Source organism: Bacillus sp. EB106-07-01-XG149 (genome assembly GCF_058791555.1).
Map to the genome: position 1 here is coordinate 110,412 of NZ_JBYTDP010000005.1, position 20,076 is coordinate 130,487.

Genomic DNA, 20,076 nt, shown 5'->3' on the forward strand with positions numbered 1-20,076 from the left:
TATTCTAGCTGTTATTTTTTGAGGGTAAATTTATGAAAACATTTGTTTTTTATATTTCAGAATATGGATTTGGACATGCGACAAGGTGTATTGCACTAATCAGAGCAATATTGAGCACAAGAGAAGATGTACAGGTTATCATTTGTAATTCATTTGCAATACAATTTATTCGTGCATCATTAACTGAGTATGGAGATAAGGTCATTTTTCATGATGTGGAGACAGACATTGGGTTTGTTCTGAAAGAGAATTCATTGGATTTAGATAAAAAAAAATTAGAAAAGTCGTATGAAGAGTTTTGTACGAAGTTACCACAAAAGATTAATACCGAAATGGACTTTTTAAGTGCTTTTTCCGTAGATTGTATTATTTCCGATATTTCACCAATTGCTTTTGAAATAGCAGATAAATTGGAAGTACCATCTATAGGAATTTCCAATTTCACTTGGTATACAGCCTATAAAAATAGTATTCCAGATAATTCGCTTCAAGTATTTAAAAATATGTATAAAAAAATGGATTATTTTTATACGTTAGCTGGAAGTAATGAGGGGAATTGGGCGAGAGTAAATACTTCTTCTTTTAGGTTTTATAGTAGAATAATTAATTCTTTAGAAGTAAGGAAACTAAGTGAGAAGTTAAATCCAACAGGTGAAAAGCAAATTATATTTATGCCATTAGGAATGAAGATTGATATAGGAGATATAACTAAGCTACCACTTTGGAATGATAAAAGATATGTTTTCATCGTGTCGCATAATATGAAAATTAAGCATAAGAACGTGCATAAAATTCCCGAAAACTATACGGAATCACAAAATTATGTAGCGGTTGCAGATTGTATTATTTCAAAAGCAGGCTGGGGTACTGTTAGTGAAGCAATTCTTCAAAATAAATCGTTACTAATTATTAATAGAAAAGGTATGAGTGAGGATCAAAATACGATCCGATTTTTAAAAGATAATAATTTATGTAACTTAGTTACTTGGGAAGAGCTACAGAGTATAGATATTGGAAGGTACATGGATAAACAAGATTCTATATATCAAAATGAGGTTCATACTATCGTATCTCATATTTTTGAATATGTTATATCGTAATTTTTAGTAGGAAAGAAGGGTTTATACAAGAATGAAATCACCATTATTTTTACAACCTATTCTTCAAGAAAGAATTTGGGGAGGAAAATCACTAGGAAAGTTTAATTATGATTTAGCCTCGGAATCAATTGGAGAATGCTGGGGGATTTCAGCCCATCCGAATGGGATGAGTGTTGTGCAAACGGGACCGTATGAAGGGAGAAATTTGGAACAATTATGGGTCGACGAAAAGCATCTTTTTGGAGAATGCTCATCAGAGAAATTCCCATTATTAACAAAGATACTAGATGCTAATAAAGATTTATCTGTACAAGTACATCCAGATAATGAATTTGCAAAAGTTTATGAGAACGGTGAATTTGGGAAAACAGAGTGCTGGTACATTATTGATTGTAAAGAAGATGCTCAATTAGTATATGGTCATACTGCTCATACAAATTTAGATTTTGAAGAGATGATTACAGAGGGGAACTGGGATGGTTTACTTCGTAAAATTTCTATTAAACCAGGTGATTTCTTTTATGTGCCAAGTGGAACTATTCATGCTCTTTGTGAAGGCACGGTAGTGCTGGAAACACAGCAAAGTTCGGATACTACATATAGAGTATATGATTATGATCGAGTAGATGCGAATGGTAAGAAACGAGAATTGCATTTAGATAAAGCAGTTCGGGTTGCAAGTATTCCCCATGAAGATTATCAAGTTCGTCCAGAAACTACTGATAGAAATGGTGCGTTAATTACCACTTATGTGCGTGAAGAATATTTTTCGGTATATAAATGGGAAATTGAAGAGGAAGCATCATTTCAACAAAGAGAAATCTTTCAATTAGTGAGTGTAATTGAAGGAGAAGGTGAATTAGTTACTATTGATGGCGCATTTTCTATTAAAAAGGGTGATCACTTTATTTTGCCAATAACAATTGAAAACTTTATTATAAAAGGAAATATTACTGCTATTGTATCTCATTTGTAAAAGGATAAATTCTCTTTTGTTTTTAGTCAATCTTAAGGTAATATGATAGAGTAGTGTATTATTTATAAATATTGATAAAGAAGGTAAAAAAAATGAAGAAGAAAATTTTATTTTGGATTTTAGGTATAATAGGTTTTCTAGTAGTTGCAGGAGGGGCATATGCATACTACGTGTATTCTAATGTATCTAATACATTAGATGCGGTTCATAAGCCATTAGAACGTGATAAATCTGATAAACGTGACCAAAAAGTAGATGTTGCGGATAAAAAGCCAATATCTATTTTATTAATGGGTGTTGATCAAAGAGCTGAGGAGACGGGTCGTTCTGATTCACTTATGTTATTTACTCTAAATCCGAAAACGAAGTCTATGAAAATTACTAGTATTCCACGTGATTCTTATACAGAAATCATAGGAAAGGGTAAAAAAGATAAGATTAATCATGCGTATGCTTTCGGTGGTATTGACATGTCTGTTAAAACGGTAGAGAATTTTCTTAATGTACCAGTAGACCACTATATTGAAGTGAACATGGCTGGCTTTAAAGACGTAGTAGATGCGGTCGGTGGTGTAGATGTCAATAATGATTTAGAATTTAAGTATGATGGTTCGCATTTTGCAAAAGGTAATATACACCTTAATGGTGCTGATGCACTAAGATATTCTCGTATGCGTTATGAAGATCCACGCGGTGATTTTGGTCGCCAAATGCGTCAACGTCAAGTCATCCAAGCTGTAATTAAAAAAGGTGCAAGTGTATCTTCTCTAGCGAGTTATGGCGATGTATTAAAAGCAATTGAGAAAAACGTTAAAACAAGTTTAACGCAAGATCAAATGTTTGATATTCAAAAGAACTATAAAGATTGCATGGAGAACAGTGAAGAAATCCAAATCCCAGGTGACGGCCACAAAGCTGCTGATGGCATTTGGTACTACTACGTTCCAGATGCAGCGAAACAAGATATTACGAATAAGTTAAGAGCGCATCTTGAATTGACTAAGTAATATGTAATAACCCAACTCCTTTGGTAGGAGTTGGGTTTATTTTCGCGTGAATTTATATTAGTATTATATGTTGTGAGATTAATAGATGAGGTGAATCGATGAATAAGAAAGCAGTACTTGTCCTAGTTATTTTTGTATTGTTTGTTGCTTCGGTTGTGAGCGGTAAATTGTACTGGAATAAGAAAGTTGCGAATGCGACAGGACAGACGAGTGAAGTAACGAAAACGAAGTCTGAAGTGAAAGATAGCGGAGCGAAGAAAACAGAGAAAAAACAAGATGCGAAGTCATCTTTTAATGAAGCATATGCGAAGAATTTACCAGATGCAGTGAAAGAGAAGTTAAAGAAAGCCGCTGAGGATAAAAAGGCAGTAAATTTTGTTATTGTTGGTGATGAAGCTTCTTCATCTGAAAAAGATGCTTGGGCAGCTAAGTTAACGGCTAATTTAGAGACTGCTTACGGTAAAGGTTTATGGAATGTGACGGTAAAGGAATATAAGGGTGAAAGTACAGACGAGTTAATTGCGAATAAACGTGATAAAGAGATTGCGAAAGAAAATCCAGATGTGATTTTATTCGAGCCGCCGTTTATTACTGACAATGGTAAGACTGGTAATGGAAACTCTGTTGCGAGTACACAGAAATTTGTTCAAGCACTTTCTACTAGTGCAAAGGGTGCTACGATTATGATTCAACCACCAAACCCAGTGTATGGTGCGAAGAATTATCCGAAGGCAATTGAGGCGTTAAAGCAATTTGCGACGCAAAATGGTTATACATATGTAGATCATTGGGGAGTATGGCCTGATGCAGCAACGAAGGCTATCCTGCCATATTTAACAGAAGAATTCGGTTTCCCAAGTGCTAAAGGGCATGAAGTTTGGGCACAATATGTAACGGATTATTTCGTTGCTAAGTAATAAAGGTACACAAAAGGTATACGAGCAATCGTATACCTTTTATAATAAGTAAGTGAGTAAGAAATCCTAATATATGTAGGAGGAAGACAATGAATTCAATTCTAATCTGCGGCGGAGCTGGTTATATCGGTTCTCACGCTGTGAAAAAATTAGTAGACGAAGGTTTATCTGTAGTAGTAGTAGATAACTTACAAACTGGTCATGAGGATGCAATTACGGAAGGTGCGAAGTTTTATAATGGCGACCTTCGTGATAAAGCATTTTTAAGAGATGTTTTTACACAAGAAAATATTGAGGCGGTTATGCATTTCGCAGCTGATTCTTTAGTTGGAGTTAGTATGGAGAAGCCTCTTCAATATTATAATAACAATGTGTACGGTGCACTTTGCTTATTAGAGGTAATGGATGAGTTTAAGGTAGATAAGTTTATTTTCTCTTCTACTGCGGCAACGTATGGTGAGGTAGATGTAGACCTTATTACTGAGGAAACGATGACAAATCCAACGAATACGTATGGAGAAACGAAGTTAGCAATCGAGAAGATGCTTCATTGGTATAGCCAAGCTTCTAATTTACGTTATAAGATTTTCAGATACTTTAACGTGGCTGGTGCAACTCCAAATGGTATTATTGGGGAAGATCACCGTCCAGAGACGCATTTAATTCCTCTTGTGCTGCAAGTGGCGTTAGGTCAACGTGAGAAGATTATGATGTTTGGTGAGGATTATAATACACCAGATGGTACTTGTATCCGTGATTATATTCATGTTGAAGATTTAGTGGCAGCTCACTTCTTAGGTCTTAAAGACCTACAGGACGGCGGAGAGAGTGATTTCTATAACTTAGGAAATGGTAATGGTTTCAGTGTGAAAGAAATCGTTGATGCAGTTCGTGAAGTTACAAATCATGAAATTCCAGCTGAAGTAGCGCCACGTCGTGCGGGAGATCCAGCACGTTTAGTTGCTTCTTCTCAGAAAGCGAAAGAGAAGTTAGGATGGGATCCTCAGTATGTAAATGTGAAGACAATCATTGAGCATGCTTGGAATTGGCATCAGAAGCAACCTAATGGGTATGAAAAGTAATAATTTTTTAAACCTCAAGAAGTAGTTTCGACTACTTCTTGAGGTTTTTGTTTATGTAAAAATGAATAAATTTCAAACAATAGAATCTTACAATTCATGAACCTGCCGATATGTTATGATAAATGCACTAAGTTAGTAACATATTGGGTACAAAGGATAGAAGAAACAGGTGAAGCAGATGAATAAAAGACAACAGGAAATTTTACAAGTTTTATTGTCTGAGTCTAATGAGTATTTGTTAGTGCAGGAGCTTGCTGATAGGATAGGTTGTTCGGAGAAGACGATTCGTAATGATTTTAAGGTGATTGAGGAATATTTAGAGAAGTACTCAGATGCACTTCTTATTCGGAAACCGGGTTTAGGTGTCTGTTTAGAAATTAAGGATTATGATAAGTCGAGTTTGTTCAATAAATTGTATGCTGTAAAACAGGATGTAAGCTATGCATCAGACGAGGAGAGAGTGTTACAAATAGCGTATAGTTTGTTGATGAATGTTAAGCCAGTTACGGTGCAGGAGCTTGCTGAGCAGTATTTCGTTAATAGAGCTAGGGTTAAGAGAGAGTTAGATAGAATTGAAAAATGGCTTGAGGAACTGGGATTAGAGTTAATTTTAAAGCAGAGAGTAGGCTTAACGGTAGAAGGCGATGAGAGAAATAAGAGGAAAGCATTAGCTAAACTATCAGATTTAATTCATAATCGGGAATTAATGAATCAATTTATTAAAGAGCAGTTTTTGTATCATGAAATTGAATTTGTAATGACAGAATTGAAAGCGTTACAAAAAAGATACGCTATATTCTTTACAGATGATACGTTAGAAAATCTTTTATTACATACGTTAATTATGGTGCGGAGGATGAAGTTAAAACAACCAATTTCAATGTCTACAGATGATTTAAACATTGTGCGAGAGACGAAAGAGTATGGGTGGACATTAGACTTTTTAACAAGGTTAGAGTTTGTATTTACTGTTCATTTTACTGAAGAAGAGATAGCTTATTTAGCCATTCATATTTTAGGTGGGAAATTTCGCTATCAAGATGAATGGGAAAAAAGTAAGCTAAATGTGAGTAGCCCCGTGCTTTCACAAGTTGTATCGCATTTAATAGATCGTATGTCTAAATTGAATGAAATCGATTTCGATAAGGATACATTTTTAGTAGAGGGATTACAGATGCATTTGTACACGACATTAAATCGTTTGCAATATAATCTTTCTGTCTCGAATCCGATGCTTCATGAAATTAAGCGCATGTATCCGTATATGTTTGATATGTTAATTCATGAGCTGGATGATATTAATACATCATTAAGTTTACAAATCCCTGAGGAAGAAGCGGCCTATCTTACTTTGCATTTTCAGGCGGCAATGGAGCGTTTGAATGATAAAAAGGTATCAAAAAATGTGATTATTGTTTGTCATATGGGGATAGGGATGTCTCAATTATTACGGACAAAAATTGAAAGGAAATTCCGATATGTCCATGTGATGGATTGTATCGCAAAGTCCGATTTGGAAGAATACTTAATGAAAAATAAAAAGGTAGAGCTTATTATTTCTACGATAGATCTTCCACAGTTAAAGATTCCTCATTGTGTTGTATCTCCTTTATTAGAGCGGAGTGAAGAAAGTAAATTAGAGGATTTTATGAAGAAATTAGATGAACTACCATCTAACGAAAATAAGGACTTTGTTTTATTGAATTATACAACTCCTTTTTTAGTTTTTTTACAACAGGAAGTAGAGCATCGTTACGAATTAATTGAAAGAATGGCGAAATCTCTTTATGAAAAGGGATATGTAGAGAAAGAGTATATTGAAAGTGCGATTGCTAGAGATAGAATGTCAGCAACGACAATTGGTGCAGGAGTTGCTATTCCGCACGGAAGTCCTAAGTTAATTAAACAATCCGTAATTGCAGTGGCTACGCTGAAGGAGCCGCTGGACTGGGGAGTAGAGAAAGTATCGCTCGTATTTATGTTAGCAGTTAAGAGTGATGGTAAGGAAGTTACGAAACAGTTATTTCATGAGTTGTCTTTTATAAGTGAACAACCTGTTTTTGTGCAGAAGCTTATAAAGGAAAAGAATATAATGAAGTTTTTATCTTATTTAAGATATGAATAGGTAAGGCGAGAAGCCTTACTTTTTTGTTTGCTTTGGAAAAATAATATTTTTCCGGAGGTTACGGTAAAAAAGAAAACTTTTATGAATCAAATATTGATATATAGTATTTGTAGGCGCTTACATAAGGGTTGAGGAGGATTAAAATGAAAGTACTAGCGATTACATCGTGTCCGAATGGGATTGCCCATACGTATATGGCTGCAGAAAACTTGCAAAAAGCAGCGGATAAATTAGGAATTCAAATGAAAGTTGAAACACAAGGTGGTATAGGTGTTGAAAATGAACTTACTGAGCAAGAAATTCGTGAAGCGGATGGCATCATTATAGCTGCAGATCGTGCTGTAAATAAAGATAGATTCATAGGTAAAAAGTTACTAGTTGTAGGAGTTAAAGATGGTATTCGTAAACCAGAGGAGCTCATTCAAAAAGTAGTAGAGGGTAATGTTCCTGTTTATCATTCAGATGTGAAAGAGGCAAGGGATGACTCACAAGGAAAAAAACAAAATCCTATATACCGTCATTTAATGAATGGTGTATCATTCATGGTTCCTTTCATTGTTGTAGGGGGATTATTAATCGCAATTGCATTAACACTTGGCGGCGAAAAGACTCCTGGTGGTTTAGTAATACCAGAAGGTTCTTTTTGGAAAACAATTGAGCAAATAGGTGGAGCTTCATTTGCATTTATGGTTCCAATTTTAGCTGGTTATATTGCGTATAGTATAGCTGATAAACCTGGACTTGTTCCTGGTATGATCGGCGGATATATTGCAGCAACAGGAAGTTTTTATGGTAGTGAGAGTGGAGCAGGTTTCCTAGGCGGTATTATCGCAGGTTTCTTAGCTGGTTATGTAGCTTTAGGGATTAAAAAGTTAAAAGTGCCAAAAGCGCTTCAACCAATTATGCCGATTATTATTATACCGGTATTTACATCACTTATTGTTGGTTTAGCATTTGTATTTATTATCGGTGCTCCTGTAGCACAAGTATTTGAATCATTAACAGCTTGGTTAGCTGGTATGCAAGGTTCAAGTTCAATTCTTTTAGCGTTAATCTTAGGTGCAATGATTTCATTCGATATGGGTGGTCCAGTAAATAAAGTAGCATTCTTATTTGGTTCCGCAATGATTGGAGAAGGAAATTATGAAATTATGGGACCGATTGCAGCAGCAATTTGTATTCCGCCAATCGGGATGGGACTTGCTACGTTTATAGGAAAGAGAAAGTTCCAAGAAGCTGAAAAGGAAATGGGGAAAGCCTCATTTACGATGGGCTTATTCGGTATTACAGAAGGAGCTATTCCTTTTGCAGCGCAGGATCCATTACGTGTTATTCCAAGTATTATGGCTGGTTCTATGACAGGTGCAGTTATTGCAATGATTGGTAACGTAGGAGATAGAGTAGCACATGGTGGACCGATTGTTGCGGTACTAGGAGCGGTAGATAACGTATTTATGTTCTTTGTTGCCATTATTGTAGGTTCTCTTGTTACAGCAGTTATTGTAAATGTATTAAAGAAAGATATTTCAAAAGTTGAAGAAGTACAGGAATTAAAAGAAATGAAAGAAGTGTCAGCAACAAAGGAAGTAACGGAAGTTCAAGAGCAAGTAATAGAAAAGAAAGATGAAAAGATTGAAATTCAGAAATTAACAGATATAACGAGCCTGGATTTAATAGATATTAATTTAGCAGGAGAGACACGTGACGATATTATTGATGAAATGATCGGGAAATTAAATGCTGTCGGTGCTTTACATTCTGATTCGGAGTTTAAGCAAGCTATTATGAGTCGCGAAGCAGAGAGTAGTACAGGTATTGGAATGAATATTGCGATTCCTCATGGGAAGTCGGATGCAGTAAAAAAACCGAGTGTTGTATTTGGGATTAAACAATCGGGTGTAGATTGGAAAAGTTTAGACGGAACGGATGCAAAGTTAGTATTTATGATTGCAGTTCCAAAAGAGAGTGAAGGAAATGAACACTTGAAGATTCTTCAAATGCTTTCACGAAAACTTATGGATGATAGTTATAGAGAGAGATTAATATCTGTCCAAACGAAAGAGGAAGCACATAAATTATTAGGTGACATCGTATAAAATGGAGGATTTTAATCATGACAGAGCCGTTATTTTTTGCACCCATTTTTAAAGAAAGAATTTGGGGTGGTACGAAATTAACTTCTTTCGGATATGAAATACCATCAGAACAAACGGGAGAATGTTGGGCTTTTGCTGCACATCAGAACGGACAAAGTGTAGTTAAGAGCGGAAAGTATGAAGGATTATCTTTAGGACAATTGTGGAATAATCATCGAGAGTTATTTGGAAATATGGAGGGGGATTGCTTCCCTCTTCTTACAAAAATTTTAGATGCAAATCGTGACTTATCTGTTCAAGTGCATCCGAATGATGAATATGCACGTATAAATGAAAATGGTGAACTAGGAAAGACTGAATGCTGGTATGTCATCGATTGCAAAGAAGGTGCTGAGATTATTTATGGGCATCATGCAAAAACAAAGGATGAACTAGTAAATTTGGTTGAACAAGAAGAGTGGGACAAGCTATTACAACGTGTAAAAGTGAAACCGGGTGATTTCTTCTTTGTTCCAAGCGGCACGGTTCATGCAATTGGTGAAGGTATTTTAATATTAGAAACGCAACAAAACTCTGATACTACTTATCGATTATATGATTATAATAGAAGAGATTCAGAGGGGGAATTGCGTGAACTTCATCTTGAGAAAAGTATGGAAGTAATAGAAACACCATTTGTTTCAAAACAACAAGTTGTACAATATGAAGAAATAGAAGATTTACATGTAACAAAACTTATTGAGTGCTCTTATTTTTCAGTGAGAAAATGGGAGTTAGACGGGATGGTTAACTTAACACAAAATAGTCCATTTCTTCTCTTAAGTGTAATAGATGGAGAAGGAGAGTTAATACATGGGACTGAAAAGTATCAATTTGAACAAGGGGATCACCTCATATTACCAAGCGATTTTGGGGAATATAGAGTTGTAGGACGTGCTGAATTTATTATTGCGAGCGTGTAAGCGAAAAATATAAGTGGAGAGAGTATCGTCGACAAAATATGTTCGACAATACCCTCTCTTTTTTTATAGGATTTTTGCTATACTAAACTGTACTATAATACGGGATGGAAGGAGGAACATAATGAAAATACTTGTAGTTGATGATGAATCGAGTATTCGTAATTTGATTCGGATGCAGTTGGAGATGGAAGGGTATGAAGTGTTGACAGCGGCTGATGGGAGAGAAGCTTTAGAGAAATGGAATGAAGGGCCGGATGTATTGATTTTGGATGTTATGCTTCCAGATACAGATGGGTATGAATTGCTTCGTTTGTTCCGTGAAAAGGATAGGGATATTCCAGTACTCATGTTAACTGCGAAGAGTCAGATGAATGATAAATTGCTTGGCTTGCAGCTTGGTGCGGATGATTATGTGACGAAGCCATTTAATTATGCGGAGCTTATTCTTCGGGTTAAGAATATGACGCGGCGCGTGAAGAAGGCAGAGGTAACGGTAAGTCATGAAGTAATCGGGGCGGGAGAGATAACGATTTGTCCTAAGGAAAGAAAGGTGCATGTTAGTGGACAAGAAATTCAGTTAACGTACCGAGAGTTTAATTTATGTCAGTTGTTTGTTTCAAATCCGCAGCGTGTATTTATGAGAGATGAGTTACTTGAGAAAGTATGGGGGTTTGAGTATATCGGAAATACGAGAGCAGTTGATATTATGGTACAAAGGCTGCGGAAGAAGTTAGGGAAGAGCGGAGAATATATTAAGACAATTTATGGCGTTGGCTATAAACTGGATTGTTAAGTGGTGATGGTATGTCTTTAAAAAGAAATATGGTGTTTGGAATAGTTGGACTGTTAATTCCGATTTTTGTTCTTTTGTACGCAGTTGTTTATATTACGTTAGAAAAGAATATGTATCATAATGCGGCAAATTCTTTGGAAAAGTTAAGTGTAGAAGCACAAATTTATACGATGAATTATTTAGAGAAGGAAGCAGAAGTGGAGACGCTCGGTCCTAATTCACTTTTAATTGCTTCGTATTTAGCGAAGCGCATGGATGTACGTGTACAGATGATTGGGAAGAATGGAGATGTTGTTGCAGATACGCAAAAAGGAGCACTTCTTCATCGGAATATTGATATTGAGAGTTCCTTGAAGGGGAAGAAATCTTATGTTTTTGAAGAGGGAGACCCAGCTCCAATTCTTTTGTTTTCAAGCCCAGTTTATTATGGAAACGATGTCATTGGAAGTGTTCGTTTTATAAATGAGTTAACGGGTGAGAAGGAAGTTTTAACAAATGTTGGCTGGACGTTCTTAATGACGTCTCTTTGTCTAGTAGCTGCGGGTATTTTCTTTGCGATTCGTTTGGCAAGGTCTCTTCATAAGCCGATTGATCAGTTAAGACAAATGGCACAGCGGCTTGCGAATGGAGATTATAAAAGTAAGATTGAGCTAAATGAATATGTGGAAATTGCTCAGCTCTCAGCATCTTTTAATGCGATGGCTGATGGAATTGAACTACATATTAAGCAATTGAAAGAGGAGAAAGAGAAGCAGAAAGATTTCTTAGACCACATTACGCATGAGCTAAAAACACCGCTAACGGCAATTATTGGCTATGTGGATTTAATTCCGAAGTTAAAGGCGAAGGAAGATGTACAGGAAAGCCTGCGTTATGTGGCTGTAGAAAGTGAGCGTTTATTATCACTTGTAGAGGAATTACTTAAGTCTTCAAAGTACGGGACGAGTACGTTTGAAGTGTCACCTACAGTTGTGAATATAAAAGAATTAGCAGAAGAAGCCGTTTCAATTGTGAAACCTCGCCTGCAGCAATTTGAAATTGAAGTTATAAATGAGTTAACGGATGTACATGTTGTTGCAGACTTTGATAAAACGAAGCAAATATTCTTAAATGTACTTGATAATACGATTAAATATAGCGATGCTACGCAAATTCGTATGAATGTAATCGTAAGTGAGCATGAGGCGAAGATTTTTGTTCATGATGATGGTATTGGTATAGATGAAGGTGTGCTTGCAGAGTGGAATGAATCGCCAGGAGGGAAGGTACTTCCTTCTAGTTACGGGAATGGTTACGGTTTGTATATTTGTCAGGAGATTATGAATAAGCAGGGCGGAAGTATGCGAATTGAGAGTAGTGAAGAGATGGGTACTACGATATTTATTACATTTTTACTTCCGAAACGGATGGAAGACATAAAAAACTTGAAAGCGGTTAAATGATACATTTATGAAACAATTATGCGGTATTTTCGAAACAACGTTTTTTTATCTTGGAGGTAGGCAGAAATGAAAAGGCTATCATTTCAAATTCTTATGTTTGTCCTTTGTATAATCGTTTCTCTTATTTTGTTTTATGTGATGGAGAAGCAAATATATAATCGGATCACAATAGTGAATGACAAACAAACTGTTTTACAAAGAGTGAATGAATCCTTGCCTACTGAAATGAAGGTTAGGCATGAAAAGTGGGGAGAAATTGTTATAACGGATGAAGTTCGTTTGCATACGATTGTTTCATTCTTTGACCGAATTCAAATAGAACCGAGAGAAGCTAAGAATCAAGAACAAGTATTTACTGGAGAAGTAACGTACTTGAATGGACATAAACGTACTTTTGCAGTAGGTGACTTGTTCCAGTACGGGGCTGATATGTACGGAAAGAATGGTACGGACCCAATGATTTCAGCATTTCAAACGTATTTGTTAAGCCTGTATTACACACCAGAACGTATTAGTGATTTTTTTGCGTCAGCACAGGATGTTATAGTACGCCAAGGTGATGTAGAACGTGCGATGAATCTTACGCACATACTTGATTCGATTCGGTACGCAAAGCAAATTACAGATTACGGAGAAATACAGAAATTATTACAATCACAGAATGAACCGATTGCTTATATTACCGCTTATAAAACAGGGAAGCGTATAAAGAATGAGCGAGAAGACATTCTTACTATTTCTGTGTATCCATCTTACTTTGTTGTGCAATATCTCGGCGATAATAACGGGAATGTTATGTATATGAAAAGCTCCCTCGCAAATTTATTTGTAAAGGAGAATGTGTCATGAGAAAGATAGCCTTTTTCTTCTTTTTGCTAGTAATTGGAGGAGCGATGTCTAGTTGCTCTCGAGATACAACCTCTATTAAATATAATAAAAGTGGTCTCCCTATTTTGGATGATCGTCATCTTGTTGCGTATGTAGCAGCTCGTGAAGAAGTTGGTGAAGCTTTGCTGTCATCATTTTGTAAACCACGCGGCTGTACGTATGAATTTATTCGTCTTTCGACAGAAGAGCTTCTTCGGAGGGTAGAAGAGGAAGCTGGAAATCCGAAAGCAGATATTATTATTGGCGGTACGGTAGACGCGCATCAAATGATGAAGCAAAAAAATCTATCTATTCCTGTTACGAGTCAGCATGCGAACCGTATTTCAAAAACTGTTAAAGATAAAGACGGTTATTGGTACGGTTATGAAGTGGAGAAGCTGGCAATTGCGATCAATAAAGAGCAGTGGAATGAAGAAATAGCACCGCTCGGACTTCCCTATCCATCAAGGTGGCAAGATTTATTAAATCCAGTATATAAGGGAAAGATTGTTATGCCAGATCCAAATGTTTCAGGAACAGCATATACGTTTTTTCAATCACTCATTGATACTGTAGGTGAAGAGGAAGCGAAGGAATATGTGAAGAAACTCGCAGGACAAGTTGGTGAAGTAACGGTGAATGGTTACATACCAGTAGAGCTTGTTGCGAGTGGTGAGTATATGATAGGCATCAATTTCATGGGAGACCAGAGAATGCTTCAAAAACGAGGCTTTCCAATTGTAAGTATTGTACCTGAGCAAACAGGGTTATCTGTTAATGCGATTTCGAAACTAAAACGTGCACCGAATGGTATTATTGCGGATTTATTTATTGATTATTGTTTATCAGAAGAAGCGGGTCACATTTTAGAAAAAGTTTCGTTTGGCGTACCAACAATGTTTGCGAAGAACGAGAAAGAAATAGAAGGACAGCCGGTTAGAAGAACAAACCAAAATATATCAAATAGCGGAATAATCGAGATATGGAATAGACAGCGTCTCTCTCAGAAGTGAGAAAAGGAGACGAAAGAATATGTTTAAATGGCTTAAGCCAGCACCGGCGATTGAACGTTTGCCAGCGGATATGATTGATCAAGTATATAAATTACTACGTATTCGTGTATTGATTGGGATTTCAGTTGGATATGCTGCTTATTATTTAGTTCGTAGTAATTTTAATTTATCTACTACGTATTTAGTTGATGAGTTCGGATTTAGCACTACACAAATTGGGTTATTGGGCGCAGTAATGGCTGTTGTTTACGGGCTTAGTAAATTCTTTATGGGTAATTTATCGGATAAGGCATTTGCTCAACGATTTATTGCAGTAGGTTTATTTTTATCTGGGCTTGTTAATATTTGTTTCGGCTATGCATCTTCATTTGGGATGATTTTAACATTACTTGTTCTAAACGGTATTGTACAAGGTATGGGAGCACCTCCTTGTAGTATTGTTATGACGAAATGGTTTTCAAAGAAAGAACGTGGTACGAAAACAGGTCTTTGGAATATTTCACATAACGTTGGTGGATTACTTGTTCCACCATTCATTGGAATTGGTGTAGGTATTTTTGGTGAAAGCCATTGGCAAGGCGGCGTGTTTATTTTCCCAGCGATTATCGCAATGGTAATTTCCGTTCTTGTTTGGATTAATGCGAAGGATACGCCAGAATCAGAAGGTCTTCCTCCAATTGACGAATATCGTAATGACTATGAAGATCTTGAAAAAGCAGATAATGCTAACAAAATGTCACCAAAAGAAATTTTAATGAAATATGTAGTGAAAAATAAATTTGTTTGGTTCTTATGTATTGCGAATGCATTTGTTTACTTAATTCGTTTCGGTGTTATTAACTGGGTACCAATTTACTTAACAACAGTTAAAGGTTTTACAAAAACAGAAGCGCATGCAGCGTATTCAATATTTGAGGCAGCAGCAATTCCGAGTTCTTTAATTGTCGGTTTTTTAAGCGATAAATTATTCAAGGGAAAACGTATGCCATTATGTGTTATGAGTATGGCTGGAGTTGTTGTTGGAACAATCGTATATTGGCAAGCAACTAATGTTCTTGTTGTGAGTATCGCAGTTTCTATTATCGGTTGTTTAATTTATGTACCACAATTTTTAATTGGTTTAAGTGCAATGGAATTAGTACCGAAATTTGCAGTAGGTACAACGGTTGGTATGTGTGGTCTGTTTGGTTATGTGGGAGGAAGCTTCGTAGCAAACGCAGCAATTGGTATTATTGTTGATCGTTCTGGCTGGGATGGTTGCTTCATGTTACTGTTAGCAGGTGGTGTATTAGCAACAATATTCTTACTGATTGTTCAAATGGGACATGAGAGAAAAGCTTCTAAGGTAGCATAATATTTTATTTGAAAAAGCTATCCAATTATTATATTGGATAGCTTTTAGATTTTTATTTAGGAAAAACAAACAGTATGTAAAATTGCAGTTTAATGTGTAAATGATTTTTGTTAATTAATATAATTTTTTAAGATTTAATAAACCAATTATGTACATAGTTAGACCGAAAAATCCGCCGCCACAGATGAAAATTACAACCTTAAATAAAGAAATAGAGATTTCTTCTGAACCTACATAGGGAAGGATATAATTCATAAAAACAAACATTTGAAAGCCCCAAAGTACACCTGCTTTTAAGCCCGCTTTTCTTAATTTTTTCTTATGTTGCAAATACTCTTCTTTTGTTGCACATTCAGTCTCATTTAAACCTTTTTTCTTAAGCTTAAATGTTAAATAATTAGCATAAATCATATTAGATAGAAAAACTAATATAGTTCCTATAGATATTGTGTGGTTCATAGTATCAACAAGTAACATAATAAGCATTACCAACATATTTAACCACCATAAACCAATTCCAGCTACAGATAATTCTTTATTGATTTCTTGTTTTTGATATTCATCTCTCTCACTCATTGTTCCAACAAAATTATTATAAACTCTTTCTTTCCATTCAATTTTCATCATTTAATCTCCCTCCCAAAATAGACTGTTTAAATCTGTTTTTAGTGCTTTTGCTAATTCGATACATAAGGCTAAAGAGGGGTTATATTTATTGTTTTCAATTAAGTTTATTGTCTGTCTCGCTACATTAACTTTTTTAGCTAATTCTAGCTGCGATAGACCTTCAGATTTTCGATATTGTTTAACGTTATTCAAATATAAACCTCCTATTAATAATTGTAGACCTCGTGCATTAGAAATGTCATTTATATATGACATTTTATAATTGAATAAATGAAATGTCAAATATATGTGACAAAAATGATAATGGTGCAATTAGGAAAATGATTTTAATAATTTATCTTGGTAAGGAGTTTATTAATAAGGAATGGCTTTTCTTATATTAATATAACCTTTCCTTAAATCTATCTTAAAAGACAAGATGTCATATTTCTAATCATTGGAATTTTTGTTACAATATAAATGGATGTGTAAAACTTTGTAAAAAGAATGTAATAATATGTAATTTGTTTTCAGAAAGTTTTATACAATTTTTATATTAAACTATTAAGTTATAAAGGGAGAGAGAATATGGTACCAAATACGGTTCGTACTCCAAACAAGAAGAAGAAATGGATTATTATCGGGGTTATTGCACTAATTGTTATTGTAGCAGCAGTTAATATTTTTATTATGCAAGGCAAGAAGAAGGGGGCATCAACATCTGCTGATGCTGTGAGCTTTGAGAAGGTAACGGAGCGAAAGCTTAATAATACGAAATTAATTTCTGGCCAGGTGAAACCAGGGAATATTGAAAGTTTCTATGCGGATCCGACTAAAGGGAAAGTGAAAGATATTGCAGTGAAAGAAGGACAAGAGGTAGAGAAAGGTACGAAGTTATTCTCTTATGATAATGAAGAGATTAACTTGCAAATGAAGCAAGCTGAGCTTGATCAGAAGATGGCGGATATGCGTTATGATCAAGGGAAGAAGAAGATTGATTCGTTGAAGAAAGAAATTAAGAAGGCAAAGGATAGCGGAGCTGGGAAAGAAGTAACGGATCCGATGGACGAGCAAGTAAGTGAGTTAGAGATGGCACAAAAGACAACTGATCTTGAGAAAGAAAAAGGGAAGTTGCAGAAAGAAGAGTTAAGTAAAAAGCAGAAAGAGCTTACGATTTATAGTAATTTTACTGGTGTCGTTCAAAAGTTAGATAAAGATGCGGCGCAAAGTTCATCTCAAGCGTTAGGTGGTCAAGGGAAAGCATTTTTACAAGTGGCGTCTAAAGATCCATTCCAAGTGCAAGGGACGTTAACTGAGCTTCAGAAGTCACAAATTCAACCAGATCAAACATTTACTGTCACTGCAAAAGCGAATAATAAGAAGAAGTGGACAGGTAAAATTACAGAGGTAAGTGAATTCCCAACGAGTGCAGAGATGGCTCAAGCTGGTGGTATGGGTGAAGCGACTCAAAATATGTCCCAATATACATATAAAGCAAGTCTTGATAGTCAAGATGGTTTATCTCCGGGTTATCACGTTTCTCTGCAAGTAAGTTTAGAGAATAAGACGATGATTGCAGTTCCGACTAAGAGTATTGTAGAAAAAGATGGTGATGCATTTGTTTATGTTGAGGATAAAGGAAAGCTTCGTAAACAAAATGTGAAAAAAGGTTCTACTGATGGAGACTGGACAGAGATTGTTGAAGGCGCAAAAGTGGGGCAAAAGGTGGTTAAAAATCCTTCCGACGACGTGTATGACGGAATGGAAGTGAAAGAGAAATGATTACGTTAAATAATATTGCTAAAACGTATTATCAAGGAAAATTGGCAGTGCCAATCTTACATGATATTAGTGTAACGATTCAAAGCGGTGAGTTCGTTTCGATTATGGGACCGTCTGGTTCTGGTAAATCAACGCTTATGAATATTATCGGTTGTTTAGATCGCCCAACTGAAGGCGAATATATGCTGAATGATGTGAATATCTTAACAGCAGACGAGTCAAAGCTTGCTTTAATTCGTAATGAATATATCGGTTTTGTGTTTCAGCACTTTAATTTGCTTCCACGTCTTTCGGCAGTAGAAAATGTTGAACTTCCGCTCGTATACGGTGGTGTGAAGAAAGCAGAGCGTCGTCAAAGGGCTCTAGAAGCGCTTGGTAAAGTCGGTTTGTCAGATAGGGTTCATCATTTACCGAATGAATTATCAGGTGGACAGAAGCAGCGTGTAGCGATTGCAAGATCGATTGCGAATAATCCAACGTTCATTATGGCCGATGAGCCTACAGGCGCGCTTGATACGAAGTCTGGTGAGCAAGTTATGGATATTTTCACGAAGCTTAATGCAGAAGGTACAACGATTGTTATGGTTACGCATGAAGAGGAAGTAGCAGCGTATTCTTCCCGCCGCATTGTACTGCGAGACGGGAAAATTACAGAAGATAGAAGGTGTGCGGTATGAGTTTACTAGATAGTATAAAAATTGCCCTATCTTCTATTTTAGCTCATAAACTGCGTTCAGCTCTTACGATGCTCGGTATTATTATCGGCGTTGGTTCTATTATTACTGTCGTTGCGATTGGGCAAGGCGGGGAAGCGATGCTGAAGTCGAAATTCGCAGGTTCTGGTGGTAATAACCTTATGCCAATTCAATTTAAACCAGATATGAATGATGAGTTTGCTATAGGCGGATTTGAAATACCGAAGTTAACGGAAGAGGATATTTTAGAAGTAAAACAAGTGAAAGATGTTTCACATGTTATTACGACAAATTCGACGACAGAGATACTAGATGTAAATGATAAAAAAGCAAATCTGAATGTTATTGGTCTTGATAATGAATATTTTGCGGTTAATAAAGTAAAGGTCGTAAAGGGACGTACTTTAAATGAATCAGATATTTCTCATGCAAATAACGTTGTGATGATTAGTACAAAAACAGAAAAGACGTTATTTAAGGACGTAAACCCAGTTGGGCAAATTATTGAGATGAAAGGACAACCGATGCAGATTGTCGGTGTGTATACATCTGATAATGAGTTTATGGGATTTGAAATGGAAGAAGCGTTAATCCCCCTTACATTATGGCCTGTTTTATTCGGAACAGATGATATTCAAAATATCGCAATTCAAGCTAAAAATGTAGACGATTTAGAAGCAGCTGGGAAACAAGCTGTTGATGTATTAAATAGTCGTAAGCCAAGTGAAATTCCAGGTAAATATGAACTAGTGAATTTAAAAGAATTCCAAGAAAATGTTTCTAAAGTAACTGGTATTATGACGATGATTATCGGTGGTATTGCGGGTATTTCATTAGTCGTTGGTGGTATTGGTGTTATGAACATTATGCTCGTATCTGTAACGGAGCGTACGCGTGAAATTGGGATACGTAAAGCGCTTGGGGCAACACGTAGTAAAATTTTATTACAGTTTTTAATTGAAGCAGTTATGTTAACGCTTCTAGGTGGTTTGATCGGAATTGGTCTTGGATATGGCGGGGCATATATCGTTTCCACATTTGCGAAATGGCCACCGCTCGTTTCATGGGAAGTTGTCGTTGGTGGCGTACTATTCTCTATGACACTCGGTATTATTTTCGGATTAATTCCAGCAAATAAAGCTGCGAAATTAGATCCAATTGAAGCATTACGTTATGAATAAGTTAGTAGTGTAATAGAGAGGGAGCTCTCCACTACACATTACCGTTCTAGTGGGCGGTTCGTAGCCTCTATGTTGAGG

The 20,076-nt window shown here is 36.0% G+C and carries 18 protein-coding genes; 16 read left to right on the top strand and 2 right to left on the bottom strand.

Going from position 1 to position 20,076, the window contains the following annotated elements; all coding sequences use genetic code 11:
* Positions 1–32 precede the first annotated feature (32 nt).
* From AC3WTA_RS20310 to AC3WTA_RS20370, 13 genes are all read left to right on the top strand, one after another.
* Entirely contained in the window at positions 33–1,100 is a 1,068-nt protein-coding gene (locus AC3WTA_RS20310; protein WP_492332995.1) for a glycosyltransferase family protein, read from the top strand.
* 31 nt (positions 1,101–1,131) lie between these two features.
* Positions 1,132–2,076: a mannose-6-phosphate isomerase, class I gene (manA, locus tag AC3WTA_RS20315; RefSeq protein ID WP_492332996.1), complete on the top strand. Its 945-nt coding sequence runs from the start codon at positions 1,132–1,134 to the stop codon at positions 2,074–2,076.
* A 92-nt stretch (positions 2,077–2,168) separates the two neighbouring features.
* On the top strand, positions 2,169–3,083 hold the full coding sequence (gene tagU, locus AC3WTA_RS20320; RefSeq protein WP_492332997.1) for a polyisoprenyl-teichoic acid--peptidoglycan teichoic acid transferase TagU: 915 nt from the start codon (positions 2,169–2,171) through the stop codon (positions 3,081–3,083).
* A gap of 98 nt (positions 3,084–3,181) precedes the next feature.
* Positions 3,182–4,000 (top strand): SGNH/GDSL hydrolase family protein, encoded by an 819-nt coding sequence (locus AC3WTA_RS20325; RefSeq protein WP_309529157.1) that lies wholly within the window; start codon positions 3,182–3,184, stop codon positions 3,998–4,000.
* Positions 4,001–4,089: 89 nt separating this feature from the next.
* Complete coding sequence (gene galE, locus AC3WTA_RS20330; RefSeq protein WP_001084651.1) at positions 4,090–5,082, top strand: UDP-glucose 4-epimerase GalE; 993 nt, start codon at positions 4,090–4,092, stop codon at positions 5,080–5,082.
* A 178-nt stretch (positions 5,083–5,260) separates the two neighbouring features.
* On the top strand, positions 5,261–7,207 hold the full coding sequence (locus AC3WTA_RS20335) for a BglG family transcription antiterminator (RefSeq protein WP_001042647.1): 1,947 nt from the start codon (positions 5,261–5,263) through the stop codon (positions 7,205–7,207).
* Positions 7,208–7,350: 143 nt separating this feature from the next.
* Positions 7,351–9,303, top strand: a complete 1,953-nt coding sequence (locus tag AC3WTA_RS20340; RefSeq protein ID WP_492332998.1) for a PTS fructose transporter subunit IIABC — start codon at positions 7,351–7,353, stop codon at positions 9,301–9,303.
* A gap of 17 nt (positions 9,304–9,320) precedes the next feature.
* Positions 9,321–10,265, top strand: a complete 945-nt coding sequence (manA, locus tag AC3WTA_RS20345; RefSeq protein ID WP_000138683.1) for a mannose-6-phosphate isomerase, class I — start codon at positions 9,321–9,323, stop codon at positions 10,263–10,265.
* Between the two features lie 121 nt (positions 10,266–10,386).
* Complete coding sequence (locus AC3WTA_RS20350) at positions 10,387–11,058, top strand: response regulator transcription factor (RefSeq protein WP_000699564.1); 672 nt, start codon at positions 10,387–10,389, stop codon at positions 11,056–11,058.
* Positions 11,059–11,069: 11 nt separating this feature from the next.
* Positions 11,070–12,500 (top strand): HAMP domain-containing sensor histidine kinase, encoded by a 1,431-nt coding sequence (locus AC3WTA_RS20355; protein WP_492332999.1) that lies wholly within the window; start codon positions 11,070–11,072, stop codon positions 12,498–12,500.
* A 66-nt stretch (positions 12,501–12,566) separates the two neighbouring features.
* Positions 12,567–13,349, top strand: coding sequence for a DUF3919 family protein (locus tag AC3WTA_RS20360; RefSeq protein WP_000826638.1), 783 nt, complete (start codon positions 12,567–12,569; stop codon positions 13,347–13,349).
* Positions 13,346–14,380 (top strand): ABC transporter substrate-binding protein, encoded by a 1,035-nt coding sequence (locus AC3WTA_RS20365; RefSeq protein ID WP_001225607.1) that lies wholly within the window; start codon positions 13,346–13,348, stop codon positions 14,378–14,380. The genes AC3WTA_RS20360 and AC3WTA_RS20365 overlap by 4 nt, the downstream gene beginning before the upstream one ends.
* A 19-nt stretch (positions 14,381–14,399) precedes the next feature.
* A complete protein-coding gene (locus AC3WTA_RS20370; RefSeq protein ID WP_000477576.1) occupies positions 14,400–15,734 on the top strand; it encodes an MFS transporter in 1,335 nt (444 codons plus the stop codon).
* 114 nt (positions 15,735–15,848) lie between these two features.
* On the opposite strand, the gene AC3WTA_RS20375 is transcribed toward AC3WTA_RS20370, so the two are convergent.
* Both AC3WTA_RS20375 and AC3WTA_RS20380 read right to left on the bottom strand, forming a co-directional pair.
* Positions 15,849–16,361, bottom strand: a complete 513-nt coding sequence (locus AC3WTA_RS20375; protein WP_000975582.1) for a DUF3278 domain-containing protein — start codon at positions 16,359–16,361, stop codon at positions 15,849–15,851.
* Positions 16,362–16,553, bottom strand: coding sequence for a helix-turn-helix transcriptional regulator (locus AC3WTA_RS20380; RefSeq protein ID WP_001067016.1), 192 nt, complete (start codon positions 16,551–16,553; stop codon positions 16,362–16,364).
* A gap of 375 nt (positions 16,554–16,928) precedes the next feature.
* On the opposite strand from AC3WTA_RS20380, the gene AC3WTA_RS20385 reads away from it, so the two are divergent.
* From AC3WTA_RS20385 to AC3WTA_RS20395, 3 genes are read left to right on the top strand one after another with little or no spacing between them, the layout of a single operon-like run.
* Positions 16,929–18,122: an efflux RND transporter periplasmic adaptor subunit gene (locus AC3WTA_RS20385; RefSeq protein WP_000249029.1), complete on the top strand. Its 1,194-nt coding sequence runs from the start codon at positions 16,929–16,931 to the stop codon at positions 18,120–18,122.
* Complete coding sequence (locus tag AC3WTA_RS20390; protein WP_000631612.1) at positions 18,119–18,799, top strand: ABC transporter ATP-binding protein; 681 nt, start codon at positions 18,119–18,121, stop codon at positions 18,797–18,799. The genes AC3WTA_RS20385 and AC3WTA_RS20390 overlap by 4 nt, the downstream gene beginning before the upstream one ends.
* Positions 18,796–19,998, top strand: coding sequence for an ABC transporter permease (locus tag AC3WTA_RS20395; protein ID WP_000054368.1), 1,203 nt, complete (start codon positions 18,796–18,798; stop codon positions 19,996–19,998). Before AC3WTA_RS20390 ends, AC3WTA_RS20395 begins: the two co-directional genes overlap by 4 nt.
* The last annotated feature ends 78 nt before the right edge of the window (positions 19,999–20,076 follow it).